General features: G+C 43.4%; 13 protein-coding genes. All 13 read left to right on the top strand.

The annotated features are described in order from the left end of the window. The coding region (locus tag EP58_RS17445; RefSeq protein ID WP_036090274.1) for a hypothetical protein at window positions 1-899 on the top strand (899 nt) is incomplete at its 5' end. Between the two features lie 180 nt (window positions 900-1,079). After that, window positions 1,080-1,517, top strand: coding sequence for a DUF4352 domain-containing protein (locus EP58_RS16890; protein ID WP_052164927.1), 438 nt, complete (start codon window positions 1,080-1,082; stop codon window positions 1,515-1,517). Continuing rightward, window positions 1,507-2,685, top strand: coding sequence for a glycosyltransferase (locus EP58_RS03790; RefSeq protein WP_036090270.1), 1,179 nt, complete (start codon window positions 1,507-1,509; stop codon window positions 2,683-2,685). The genes EP58_RS16890 and EP58_RS03790 overlap by 11 nt, the downstream gene beginning before the upstream one ends. Then, window positions 2,654-3,856 (top strand): glycosyltransferase family 4 protein, encoded by a 1,203-nt coding sequence (locus tag EP58_RS03785; RefSeq protein ID WP_052164926.1) that lies wholly within the window; start codon window positions 2,654-2,656, stop codon window positions 3,854-3,856. The genes EP58_RS03790 and EP58_RS03785 overlap by 32 nt, the downstream gene beginning before the upstream one ends. Window positions 3,857-3,867: 11 nt before the next feature. After that, entirely contained in the window at window positions 3,868-5,127 is a 1,260-nt protein-coding gene (locus EP58_RS03780; RefSeq protein ID WP_036090267.1) for a nucleotide sugar dehydrogenase, read from the top strand. A gap of 25 nt (window positions 5,128-5,152) precedes the next feature. Next, the gene (locus EP58_RS03775; RefSeq protein ID WP_036090265.1) at window positions 5,153-5,824 is read left to right on the top strand and encodes a YveK family protein; all 672 of its coding nucleotides are present in this window, start codon (window positions 5,153-5,155) and stop codon (window positions 5,822-5,824) included. After that, on the top strand, window positions 5,821-6,498 hold the full coding sequence (locus tag EP58_RS03770; protein ID WP_036090263.1) for a CpsD/CapB family tyrosine-protein kinase: 678 nt from the start codon (window positions 5,821-5,823) through the stop codon (window positions 6,496-6,498). Before EP58_RS03775 ends, EP58_RS03770 begins: the two co-directional genes overlap by 4 nt. Window positions 6,499-6,518: 20 nt before the next feature. Continuing rightward, the gene (locus EP58_RS03765; RefSeq protein WP_236637299.1) at window positions 6,519-7,772 is read left to right on the top strand and encodes an oligosaccharide flippase family protein; all 1,254 of its coding nucleotides are present in this window, start codon (window positions 6,519-6,521) and stop codon (window positions 7,770-7,772) included. 76 nt (window positions 7,773-7,848) lie between these two features. Then, complete coding sequence (locus EP58_RS03760) at window positions 7,849-9,156, top strand: hypothetical protein (RefSeq protein ID WP_036090257.1); 1,308 nt, start codon at window positions 7,849-7,851, stop codon at window positions 9,154-9,156. Then, the gene (locus EP58_RS03755; protein ID WP_036090255.1) at window positions 9,140-10,462 is read left to right on the top strand and encodes a nucleotide sugar dehydrogenase; all 1,323 of its coding nucleotides are present in this window, start codon (window positions 9,140-9,142) and stop codon (window positions 10,460-10,462) included. The genes EP58_RS03760 and EP58_RS03755 overlap by 17 nt, the downstream gene beginning before the upstream one ends. 52 nt (window positions 10,463-10,514) lie before the next feature. After that, window positions 10,515-12,320, top strand: coding sequence for a polysaccharide biosynthesis protein (locus EP58_RS03750; RefSeq protein ID WP_036090253.1), 1,806 nt, complete (start codon window positions 10,515-10,517; stop codon window positions 12,318-12,320). Next, a complete protein-coding gene (locus EP58_RS03745; RefSeq protein WP_036090288.1) occupies window positions 12,304-12,900 on the top strand; it encodes a sugar transferase in 597 nt (198 codons plus the stop codon). Before EP58_RS03750 ends, EP58_RS03745 begins: the two co-directional genes overlap by 17 nt. Further along, complete coding sequence (locus EP58_RS03740; protein ID WP_036090250.1) at window positions 12,900-13,757, top strand: NAD-dependent epimerase/dehydratase family protein; 858 nt, start codon at window positions 12,900-12,902, stop codon at window positions 13,755-13,757. The genes EP58_RS03745 and EP58_RS03740 overlap by 1 nt, the downstream gene beginning before the upstream one ends. Window positions 13,758-13,764: the final 7 nt, after the last annotated feature.

Here is a 13,764-nt window from a genome sequence, read left to right as displayed (position 1 = left end):
CAAACGGAGACTTCAAGCTGTATGCCCAAGGTTTTGGTTTAAAAGTTGGCGACACATTTGAAGTACGCGGTGTCGATACCAAAGGAAATAAAGGGCCAATCGCGACAGGAACCGTTCTCAGCTCTTCCTCATCAGTTGCCTATGGTCTAACGGCTAACGACGCGGGTCTAAGCGCAACAACCATTACTGGAACCGCTGGATCTGGTTTGACAACTGTCCGTCTATCTATTGATGGTACCATCGTCAAAGTCGGTCAAATTAAAGCAGGTGGCACCTACAGTATTTCCACAAACAATCTGATTAAACCAGGTTCAAAAGTAGAAGTAGTAGGATACGCCGATAAAACAGAAATGGCTCGTAAAACAGTGAACATCGTTAATGATGAAAAACCAGTTCTAGATGCGCTAACAATGGATGACGATACATTGAAAGGTTCTGTAACAGCAGGATCAGCAACAGGCTTCCGTGTAAGCATCAATGGTGTAGCCGTTAAGACAGGAGCAATCGCAGCGGATGGGACATTCCAATCAAGCATTGGGAAACAAGCCGCAGGGACAGTTATTAAAATTGAAATTCGAGATACGACAGGTTACAACACATTACGCGTAGCAAGCACAACGGTAACAGGGTCAGCCGTAGTGAAACTGACAGCACCAGTCCTAGAAAAAATGGACGGTAACTACATCGTAGGAACAGCACCAAAAGGAACGGAATTAATTACAATTTACGAAAATGGTGCAGCCGTTAGAACACAAAGCATTAGAACGATGACAGTGAACCCAGACGGTAGTTTCACATTCAAAGCCTATGTAGCAGCAAGTGCAACAAGCATTCAAGTCCAAGCGAAAAACAGCGACAAACGCATGACAAGTGACTTGTCCGCAGTATTCACCAAATAAGGAAAAGCAAGTACAGGGCGACTATATCCGTTGTCCTGTACTTGCTTTTTTGCCATTCTCTCGCAATTGTCACTATACGATGACAAAACAAAATACAAGAAAAAAGCCAACCATGGTTAAATAGAGTTAAGGAGCCGAACAAAACAGGTATCCAACAACTAATAAAGGAGAATCATTTTTATGAAAAATAAAAAGAAGTTCACAATAGCAGGAATGGTCGCCATTTTAGTACTAACGGTTGGTTTAGCGATTAATGCGACTTTATTACAACCAAAAACAGATATTGGTACCACACAAGATATAAATGGTCTATTCATCAAGGTGGCCGATGTTCAGCTGGTCAATAACGCCAAAAAAGTGCGAGTCCACTTTGAGGTTAAAAATAATACGAAACAAACAACAGGAATCGGTGCTGGAAACTTCCACATCACGGTGAACAAGAAAGATTACCAGATGACAGGCGGTAACAACTTCGGTCAAGAAATCGCAAAAGGCGAGACTATCACAGGGGATGGCTACTATGAATTTCCGAAAGAACAAGACAAAGTATTACTGACCTACACCTCACCAGAAGGAGAAACGCTGACTTGGGATTTAGGAAAAGTCGATGAAAAATAAGCCATTAAACGAAAAAAAAGTATTTGTTTACAGCTCAGTGCACGTCTGGAACGATACACGAATTTACTACAAAGAAATCGATACACTACTAAAAGCCGGTTATCAGGTGGAGCAAATGGCGGTGGAGACGACGCAACAACCCGAATTTCGCCAGAATTTAACGCAAAGGTTATTCCAAAAAGGTAGCCGGTTCAAGCGATTCACAAGATGGTTGAGCATTTACAAGGCTATTCGTCAATCGGACGCGAAGTATTATCATTTTCATGACCCTGAATTATTATTACTTTTGCCAATATTGCGAAAAAAGAAAGGAGTTTTCCTTTACGACATGCATGAAAATTTTCCGAAAGCCTTGGAAACGAAGGCATGGATTCCAGCGGCTTTGCGCACACCACTTGCCAAAATCGTTAAGCGAATGGAGCAAAGATGTCTGAAGCTGTGTGATAATGTCATATTCGCTGAGACGTCCTATAAAAAAGATTATTCATATGTCACGCAACGATACGACGATATACTGAATTATCCCACATACCAAGAAGCATTATCGTCACCGGAAAGTGTGGAGCAGACGCTAATCTATATCGGCGGAATTGAAGAAAATCGTGGGTTATGGATTATGCTAGAGGCGCTGAAAAACTTGAAGCAGTCAGGATATGAGGATTTGAAATTAAAATTAATAGGTCCCATTTTTGAAGCAGATAACGAAAAAATCGATGTTTTTGTCTCAAAGAATGGTCTAATGAGCAATGTCGAGCGACTAGGCAGAATCCCAAATGACGAAATTGGTGCCCATATGGCTAATGCTACGGCTGGACTTTGCCTATTAAAGCCTATACCGAATTATATGGAATCGATGGCGACGAAGATGTTTGAATATATGTCAGCCGAGTTGCCAATGATCGTGTCGGATTTCCCGATGTGGTCGGAATTAATGGAAGAAACACAAAGCGGCTATAGCGTCAATCCACTGGATAATTTAGAAGTAGTGAACGCGATTGAACGGTTGCTGAAAAGTAAGAAGTTACAACAAGAAATGGGCGCAAATGGACGTTATCACTACGAGAAAACCTACAATTGGACGGCAGAAGGGAAAAAATTACTTGCCCTTTACGAAGTGGCAACAAGCGAGGTGCTAAATGAAAGTACTGTATATCAGCCAACATTTTGAGTCAGAGAATGGCTTAACAAGGCCATATGAATTAGCGAAGAAGTTAGCAGAAGATGGTGTTGAGGTGACCATGTTAACCGGAAAGAACATGGCGGAAAAAGAATTAGACGGTATCCAGATTGCTTCGACAAAAACGAATTATGATCATACTTTTGCCTTTCATAAGCGTGTGCTGGCTTTCCTCCTGTTTGTCATTAAAAGCATCTATCTTGGGTTGAAAGAAAAGAATGTGGATGTTATTTATGCAAGTTCTGCGCCAATCACAGTGGGAATTACAGCACTCATCGTAGCAAAAATCAAGCGCGTGCCTTTTATATTTGAAGTTCGGGATGTATGGCCAGATGCACCGATTGAAATGGGAATTATCCGCAACAAGGCTGTTATCAAAATGGTTCGCGGTTTGGAGAAATTGATTTATCGTCACGCCTCTCATATTGTAGCTCTTTCTGATGGGATTAAGCGTAACATTGTTCGAAAAGGTATGGAGAAAAGCAAAGTTAGTGTCATAACGAATCTCGCGCATTGTGCTAAAGCAACTCAGTATGCCTCTGAATGTGAACGAAATCACATTGAAATGCAATACCCGGAACTAATTGGTAAGACAATCGCGCTATACCCAGGAACATTTGGCGCGGCGAATGATCTTTCTTTCCTACTCGATGTCGCGACACAGCATCCAGACCCTAATATTCATTACATCTTGATTGGACGCGGCAAAGAGAAGGCGATGATGGTAGAGACGATTCGGAATCGCGGGTTAACAAACATTTGGTTACTCGATAATATGCCAAAAGCAGAGGTTTTTAGCTGGATGTCAGCGAGTGACGTCGGGATTGTGAATTTAGCAAATGTTCCAATTCTAGCTGCTGAAAATAGTTCCAACAAATTTTTTGACTTCCTATCGCTGAGCAAGCCAATCGTTTTGAATTTCAAAGGTTGGCAAGATGATTTATTACGGGAAAACAAAGCAGGTGCAGGATTTGATTACGATGATAAGGCCGGATACTATGATTTTCTAAAAAGGCTACACAATCATAAAACGGAAAAATTAGAAATGGGAGAGCGAGCACGAGTGCTTGCGGAAACTCATTTTGATGCACGCGTTTTGAAAGAAAAGTTTGTAGAATTAGTTAAAAGTTATGAAGTGAATGAAGGATATGAATTAAATTAGGAGGAATAAAGATGAAAATAGCAACGATTGGACTTGGATATATTGGTTTACCAACGGCAGTTATGTTCGCGAAACACGGGCAAGAAGTGATTGGTTTTGATACGAATAAAGAGGTTATCGCCCGTTTACAATCTGGCTTTATTCACATTGAAGAGCCGGGATTACAGGAAGCTTTTCAAGGCGTTTTAGCCAGCGGATTATTACGCCCAGTGAGCCAATTAGAGCCAGCCGATACGTTCATCATCGCCGTTCCGACGCCGCATACGGAGGATCATTCGTGTGATACGAGATACATTCGCCAAGCGGTGAAAGACGTGATTCCGCTGCTTATAACAGGAAATACCATCATTTTAGAGTCTACGGTAGCACCGAAAACAACGACGGGCGTGATTCAGCCGATGTTAGAAGAAGCGGGCTTTACGATAGGTGTGGATGTGCATTTAGTCCATTGTCCAGAGCGCGTGCTACCAGGTCAAATTATGGCGGAATTAGTGCGTAATAACCGGATTATCGGTGGGGTAACACCGGCCTGTGCCAGCGCCGGTGAGGCTGTTTACCAAACATTTGTAGAAGGCGAGATGTTATTGACGGATGCTTCCACGGCCGAACTTTCAAAATTGATGGAAAACACGTTTCGCGACACGAATATTGCCCTTGCGAATGAATTGGTGAAACTATCAACGGAGCTTGGAATTAATGCGCTGAAGGTTATTGAAATGGCGAATAAGCATCCTCGTGTGAATATTCATACACCGGGGCCAGGCGTGGGTGGACATTGTCTCGCAGTTGATCCGTACTTTATCACGACCGCTGCGCCAGAACAGACACCGCTTATCCAAACAGCCAGAAAAATCAACAGTAGTATGCCAGAATATATCGCGGAAAGTGTGGAGACAATCACGAATAAAGCGGCGAAAAAAGTAGTCATTCTCGGCGCAGCTTATAAAGGCAATGTTGATGATATTCGCGAAAGTCCAGCGCTAAAGATAGCCGAGCATTTGCAACAACGCGGTATAGAGGTTCATGTATATGACCCACATGTAGCGTATTACAACATGAATCCAGAAACTGCTTTTGCAAACGCTGATATGGCGATTATCGCGACGGAACATGATGAATTCAAGCACTTGCCAATGTCGTTATTAACTAGTATGGCTACCATGCAAATTTTTGATACAAAAAATATTTTTGAAGGCGTTCATGAGGAATTGACGTATATCACGCTTGGAACATTGCACCGTTACACGAATTGCCAGCAGTTTCAGTCATAAAAAAGCTTAAGGAGACGATAAAACAATGGACAAAACAATTGATTTAAGTGGTATTATCACGATTTTGAAACGTTTTTGGTGGGTTGTCGCCATCCTTGGCATTATGGGAATGGCAACAGCGTTCGTGTATACGAATCATTTTGTTGAGAAGCAGTATGAAGCAACAAGTCAAGTGCTTGTGAAGCCTGAAAAAAATGAAGATAATCGTAATTTTGACGTACAGCTGAACAAGCAGTTAATTAGCACGTATCAAGTGATTGTGACAAGTGGTAGCGTGCTAAATCAAGTGCGCGATGAGCTTAACTTAGCTGATTCAAACAAAGAACTAGCTAGTCGAATTACGGTGACGAATGAAGGATCCTCGCAAGTTTTGGTGATTGGCGTGCAGGATACGGACCCGGAGCAAGCGGTTCTCGTCGTCAATACGCTATCTGAAATTTTGCAAGAAGAGGCGAAAACGATGATGGATGAGAAGAATGTCCGTGTGTTGTCACCAGCGGAATTGGAAAATAGTCAAGTTCCAGTGAGCCCTAATTTGAAAATTACCATTTTGTTAGGTTTTATAGCAGGTGTAACGCTTGCCATTGCGATATTTGTAATTATCGAATTGACAAATACAAAACTTAGAACGCGTGAAGATGTGGAAGCTTTGGTGGACATTCAAGTGTTGGGAAGCATTGAGAGGAGGAAATTATGATGAGAAAAGCAAAAAACAAAGAGGATAAGAAATTAACCGTTTTTACGCAGCGAAATACACAAATTGCGGAACAATTTCGAATGATTCGCACAGGTTTACAGTTTCTCGCAGAAAAGCGTAGCGCCAAGCATTTTATGGTGACTTCATCGGCTTCTGGTGAAGGGAAGTCGGTCGTTATTGCGAATTTAGCAGCATTTTTTGCTCAGCAAGATAAGAGGGTTCTCATTATTGATGGAGATTTACGACGTCCAACACAACATGATATTTTCCAAGTGGAGAATTATTACGGGTTTGCGGATATTTTGAAAGAAGAAACAAACGTGAAAAAAGCGATTCAGAAAACGGCAGTGGAGAATCTGGATGTATTGGTATCAGGGATGTTACCGTACAATCCGGCGGAGTTACTTGCAAGTTTTGACTTTGACGCCTTTTTTGCGGAATTGGATGCAGCATATGATTTCATTTTTATTGACGCGCCACCTGCGATTGTTGCAGATACACCGATTATTGCGAGCAAGGTGGATGGGGTAATCGTGGTCGTTGGTTTACGCACTGTCAAGCGGAGTAAGCTTGAGCAGACGATTAGAGAAGTGAAAACAGCAGGCGCGAACGTAGTCGGAATCATTTGTAACAAAGCTAAGCCGACTAAGAAAACAGCTTATTACTACAAATAAGAAGGAGAAGGTGAGTGGCGATGAATAAAGCGACGAATTTCAAGAAATTTGCATGGCGGTTACTAAAAGGTAATATCTTAGCGCAATGTCTCGTATTTTTTGCCGCACCTTTCTTGTCACGTATGTATGGTCCAGATATTTTTGGAACATACACAGTTTATCTTAGCATCATTAGTATTTTCAGCAACAGTATGGCCTTGTCCTTAGAACGGGCGATTCCGCTAGCCAAAACGAAGCGTGTAGCGACTTTACTCGTAAAAATGTGTCTAAGCATAGCGCTCCTCCTATCTGCCTTGATGTTCCTCCTATACCTTCTCACAGGAATCTCCGCGTTCTCTTTGCTGAATGTGCATGCATCTCCGCATGTCGTTCTATTACTTTTCTTAGGTATTTTCTTGGGGAGCGCGATTCAAACCTTCACATTTTGGCAGATGCGCGAACAACGATTCACAACGATTTCTCATGCAAAATTAACACAAAGTGCTGTGACATCTGGCTTGCAACTTACTACGCCGAGCTTCGGACTGATTATTGGTGATGTATTTGGCCGATTTGGAAGTGCAACTATTCAAGGCATCAGCTTTTGGAAAACACGTGTCAAAGTGGGTTTCACTAAACGCAATATCGGCTTTTTAGTTCGCAAATATTATCGCTATCCATTGTTTTCATCAGGATCATTATTCATCAACGCTTTGACATTACAAGCCCCGCTATTATTAATTACCTACTATTTTGGAAACGAAGTCGCTGGATTTTTCGGGATGGGCCAACGCGTAATTGGGATGCCAATCGTACTATTAACAAGTGTACTCGGCCAAGTTTTTTATAGCGTTGCGGCAAAAGGAATGCACACAGAATCGGCACGCGTTTTCGACTTATTTAAAAATGTCGTCCGAAAAGCAGTACTGTATGGCTTACCGATTTTCGCTATTTTCGCTTTTTTTGCACCAAGTATTTTCGCGTTAATTTTTGGAGAAGAATGGCGTGTGTCCGGTGAATATGCCCAGCGTTTATTGCCAGTTTTCTATCTGCAATTGGTCACCGTACCGGTTTCGCAAACATTGTATTTACTCGGGTGTCAAAAAACGCAATTTCTATGGGATGCCTCACGTTTTATCAGTATCGTGGTGTTATTCTTCCTCGCGCATCTGCAGCAATGGGATATCCTCACAGTCCTTACCGGTTACGCGCTTGTTGGCAGTATTTTTTATGGGGTATTTCTATTTTTATCCTACCGCGCACTACGAAATTTCGCATTTGTCACACATGGATGACAAAGTAAAATACGCTAAAACTGCCAGCCATGGTTAAATAGAAGTAAGGAAAGAGAACATGAGAGGAGTACAATCAGTGAAGCTGAAAGTAGAAAAGTTAGTTCTTGTTATCGGCGTATTATTTTACATCGCCTGCCTCTATATTGGCTATATTTACCTCATATCTCCGAGTTACAGCTACTATTCATTGATTAACCTCCAACCATCGGGATCAGTAAAGGCGATATCTATCATCTTGGCGCTCATCCCAATCATTTGGTCAGAGTCAACCGTGACCCGCCCATCCCAAGTCGTTTATTGGTTACTCTACATCTTAGTTTACATCCCCACGATGGTGATGCCCGACTTTGTACGAGAAAATCCATTAGACGGCTTCTTCTTTTATAAACTAGTCTTACTCGGCTGTTTGGCGCTCCTCGGAAGTGTCGGCAAGTGGAAACAATTAAAAATTTACCCTCTACGCATCAAACAAGCCTTTGTCCGCACGATTCTTTATATTAGTTGGTTCGGTTTATTCGGGCTCATTTTTCTCAAATTTGGATTTCATTTCCGGATGGTAAATTTTTATGATGTATACGACATTCGCGCAGATTACCACGAAGAAGGGAAAGGCTCTATCGCCGCTTACGCCATGAACTGGCAATCGAAAATTTTCAACCCACTACTAATGGGAATCGGCGTGATTAGTAAAAAAACAATGTTTATCGTCATTGGGATTTTAAGCCAGCTGATTATTTTCTCCACAACGGGCCAAAAAAGTATCGCCTTTTCTACCTTATTCATCTTAGGAATTCTCTGGTGTGTCGGTAAAAAAGGCAAGAACTTCGGAGTTCGATTCTTATACAGTATCTGTCTGCTAGTGTTTGCGTGTCTCGTACTTGATTTTCTAACAGGTGGCATTCAGTTTACCGAAATTATGACGCGACGACTCATGATGGTGCCAGGTGTTCTCTCTAGTTTCTACTATGATTTCTTTACAGCGAATCCCTACACGCATCTTGGTTATAGTATCTTCAGCAGTTTCGTTGACTATCCTTACGATGCGAATCCACCATTCTTAATCGGTGAAGCGTATTTTAATAATTTAGAAGCTTCTGCAAATGCGAACCTTTGGGCGGATGCCTTCTCCGCATTTGGTCTCTGGGGAGTCGCGATTTATACAGGAATTTTAGCCCTGATTCTATGGATTTATGACAGCATCGCCAAGCATAATCACTTTTTACTGAGCGTTGTGCTCCTCGCTATGCCAATTTGGAGCTTGATTGATTCCTCTCTTATCACGACATTCCTCACGCACGGGCTACTCCTCGCGATTATTATCAACTATCTACTCACCGCTAAAAAAACGAATGAAGGAGCAAAAATAAATGAATCTACAACATAAATTACAAATCGAAACCCGCACAGCAACAATCACCATTATGGGTCTAGGCTATGTCGGACTTCCACTCGCAGTATCGTTTGCTAAAGCAGGATTCACCGTGACGGGATACGATCCGAGCGAGAAAAAAGTAGCCACAATCAACGCTGGTACATCAGATATTAGCGACATCCCGTCAGAAATCGTAAACGAACTTGTCACTGCACAAAAGTTAACTGCGACAACGGATGCAACAACAATAAAGCAAGCAGATATCATCATTATTTGTGTCCCAACACCACTAACCGCTTCCTTTGAACCAGATATGCGTTTTATCGAGTCGGCGATGGCAGCTATTTCAGCGAATCTCAAAGAAGGCGCGCTTATCGTCTTAGAGAGCACAACGTATCCAGGGACGACCCGCGAAGTTATTAGCCAAGGCCTCGAAAAACAAGGATTGCGTCTAGATACAGACTTTTTCGCAGCGTACTCCCCAGAACGCGTGGATCCTGGCAACAAACGATTTACTGTTCAAAACACGCCAAAAGTAGTCGGCGGTATTACAGAAGCATCTAAAGATTACGCGGTCAACGTCTACGATCAGATTATCAATCAAGTGGTTCCCGTCAGCACGACCGAGATTGCCGAAATGAGCAAGCTTCTTGAAAATACATTCCGCAGCGTCAACATCGCTTTTATCAACGAGATGGCGATGCTAGCAGAGAAGCTGGATATCAATATTTGGGAAACGATTGATGCGGCTGCGACAAAGCCATTCGGTTTCATGAAATTTACGCCGGGGCCTGGAATCGGTGGTCACTGTATTCCGCTTGACCCGATGTACCTCTCATGGAAAGCGAAATCGTCTAACTTTTTCAGTAGGTTTATTGAGCTATCACAAGACGTCAATAAAAGCATGCCGGAACACGTTGTCGGAAAAGCGATGATGGCGCTGAATAAAGTCGGTAAGTCTTTAACGGCAAGCAAAATTTTATTGGTCGGCATGGCTTACAAGGAAAACATTTCAGACTTACGAGAATCGCCAGCGCTTGATATTCACGAGTTATTGACGAAACAGCGAGCGAGCGTCGATTTTCTAGATACGTGCGCAACTTCTTTTATCGATCATGAAAAAGAGACGCAGCAAAGTATTCCGCTTGATTACGAGCGTGTCGCAGAATATGATTTAGTCGTTTTACTCACATGTCATGAAGATATGGACGTGACGAAAATCGCGACGAATGCGACGGCGATTTTGGATACGAAGAACTTTTTAGGAAGAACGTTTGCGGACAAAACAACAGCGCTTGGTTTTGATGCTAATTTATAAAATTTGAGTCCACGGTGAAATATCTGATGGCGGAAAGTGGAGGTAAGGAAGAATGGAGATTTTGAGGAGAGTTGGTCTTTGGTCGATCGTGGATACGGGCATGATTTGGTTGGCCGCAGCGCTTGCATTTTACGGTGCGGCGAACGGGAATCCGGTAGTTGCAGCTATCGTATTGACTGTGGCTTATCATGTTTTCGCTGTAGGATTTCAATTGCAGGGCAGAACGTGGACGCATACGAGCGTGAAAGATTTAGTAGCTATCGCAAAAGTTGTGAGCTTGGCGTTCGCGGTAAGTATGTCTGTCGTCGTTGCTATGACGGGATTCGTTCACCTTGAAATTCGATTCTTCCTCTTTCTTTTCATCGCCCAGTTGTTGTTGATTGGCGGCACGCGATTGATGGTTCGATTGCGCCGTGATCGGTCGCAACACAAGGCACAGAGCCAATCGGTACGCACGCTTATTATCGGTGCTGGTGAGGCGGGGACCCAATTAGTGCAACAGCTGCAAAAGGATAGAAAATCAGATGTGTTGCCAGTCGGATTTATTGATGATGACAGGAAGAAGCAGCGGACGAGATTGCTAGACGTGCCAGTACTTGGTGGAATAGGAAATTTGGAGGCACTTGTTGCTAAGACACAAGCCGAACAACTGATTATCGCGATGCCATCGATGCCTAGCGTGACGCTTCAAGCGATTACAAAGCAAGCTGTGGCTACACAATTAGTCGTGAAAACGATGCCGAAAATGGCGGATATTTTGTCTGGCAAGCTGAGCGTGAGTCAGGTACAGGAAGTGGATGTTGAGGATTTACTCGGACGCGAAACAGTGCAGCTAGACTTGGCAAAAATTGCGGACAATTTGACGGGTAAAACGGTGTTAGTAACTGGTGCTGGTGGTTCGATTGGTTCGGAGATTTGTCGCCAAATCATGGACTTTGAACCGGAAAAGATTTTGCTCTTAGGACACGGCGAGCATTCGATTTATCAAATTCATCGTGAGCTAGAGCAGCTAGAGTCGAGCGTGGAATTGCTACCATTGATTGTGGATATTCAAGACATCAAGCGTTTACGTGATGTGATGCAAACGTATGAGCCAGACGTGATTTACCATGCTGCGGCGCATAAACATGTGCCACTAATGGAGGCGAACCCGCTAGAGGCTGTGAAGAACAATGTGTATGGGACGCGAAACGTGGCGCAAGTGGCGCATGAAATTGGTGCAGAAAGTATGGTTATGGTTTCCTCGGATAAAGCCGTGAACCCGCCGAACGTGATGGGATCAACGAAGCGTATTGCCGAAATGATTATCCAGTCGTTCCATGAGAAAAGTAACACCAAGTTTGTCGCGGTTCGTTTTGGAAATGTCCTAGGCAGCAGTGGTAGTGTGGTTCCGCTTTTTAAAGAGCAAATCAAGAAAGGCCAGCCGATAACGATTACCGATAAGCGCATGACGCGTTATTTCATGACTATTCCGGAAGCGGCGAAACTTGTACTCCAAGCAGGAAGTCTTGCGCGAGGTGGCGAAATTTTCGTGCTGGATATGGGTGAACCCGTGAAGATTGTCGACCTAGCGAAAAACTTGATCCGTCTAAGCGGCCTAACAGAAAAGGAAATCCCGATTATCGAAACGGGGATTCGTCCGGGCGAGAAACTGTACGAAGAGCTTCTAACTACTGACGAACTCGTTGCTGAGCAGATTTTTCCGAAGATTTTTGTTGGAAAAGTGACGCCAGTGGAGGAAACCACGTTACTCGATTATTTACAAACGATTTTACAGTTGAACGACCGAGAAGCAGCCGAAAAAACAATTCGGTTAGCCAATGCTAGCCACATTCGAGGAGATGAGCAGATTGTATAATAGATTTTTGAAACGTTTGGTGGATATCGTTCTTGCGGTGATCGCGATTATTTTGTTAGCGCCTGTATTTGTACTTGTAGCCATCAGCATCAAATTAGACTCGAAAGGCCCGATTTTATTCCAACAACAGCGTGTCGGTGCGGATAAAACAATATTTACTATCTTCAAATTCCGGACGATGTACGTCGATACGCCGAAAAATATGCCAACGCATTTACTCGCTTCGCCGGACGCTTACATCACAAAAGTAGGGCAGTTTTTGCGGAAGACGAGCTTGGATGAACTACCACAGCTGTTCAATATTTTGGCAGGAAGCATGAGTGTTATTGGTCCGCGCCCAGCGTTATATAACCAAACGGATTTGATTGAAAAGCGCGAAGAAGCGGGCGCGAGCGAGTTAAAACCAGGATTGTCAGGTCTTGCCCAAGTGATGGGACGCGACACGTTATCGATTGAAGAAAAAGCCGAATTAGACGGATTGTACGGTCGAAAATTGTCTTTTGCCACCGATGTAAAACTGATTTTTAGCACGATACGTAAAGTCGTGAAACGCGATGGCATACAAGAAGGAGCGAGTTAATGCGCATTTTAGTAACGGGACAGAAAGGCTATGTAGGTACGCAATTTGAGAGTTGGATGGCACAGCATTACCCAGAAGTGGGCGTGGAACTTTTATCCGTTCGGACGCAAAACTTGGCGGCTATTGATTTTAGCCAGTATGATGCGGTTCTGCACGCTGCGGCTTTAGTTCATCGCAAAGAAACATCAGAAAGCGCTGGAGAGTATCACCGAATCAACACGGAACTCACGGAGAATTTAGCGCTTCGAGCAAAATCGGCAGGCGTGAAGCATTTCGTGTTTTTGAGTACCGTGGCGGTTTACGGGGAAGAGGGTGGCTTTGAGGAACCAGAAAAAGTGATACCGATTCAGCAAGTACCGCGCCCAACGAGTCTATATGGAAAGTCAAAATACGAAGCAGAAAAGCGATTGAAACAACTAGAAAACCCAGATTTCCAAGTCGCGATTGTTCGCCCGCCGATGATTTATGGCCCGGACTGTCCCGGTAATTATGCTCGCCTTGCGCAACTTGCTCGGAAAACGCCTATTTTTCCAGCGATTAGCGGGAATCGAAGCATGATTTTCATCGATAATTTGTCCGCTTTTTTGAATGAAGTGATGCGTGAAAAGGCTAGCGGAATCTATGTGCCTCAAAATAGCGAGACGGTGAACACGACGCAGCTTGTGACACTTATTGCCGAGGCAAATGGGAAGAAAATGCGGACATCAAAGCTCGCGGGAAACCTATCACGGAAAGCACTACAAAACATCCCGATTTTCAAAAAAACATTTGGAACGCTCGTTTTTGAGATGGAGAGCACGATAAAATATGAAGCAGTTAGTTTGTCTGATTCGATTTGGAAAACGGAAAACCGCTAAAGTTAGA

Origin of the sequence: Paenilisteria newyorkensis, from assembly GCF_000766145.1 — a bacterium.
Taxonomy (GTDB): Bacteria; Bacillota; Bacilli; order Lactobacillales; family Listeriaceae; genus Listeria_A; species Listeria_A newyorkensis.
Note: the sequence above shows the minus strand (reverse complement) of the source record. Positions and strands in the feature narration are given on the sequence as shown.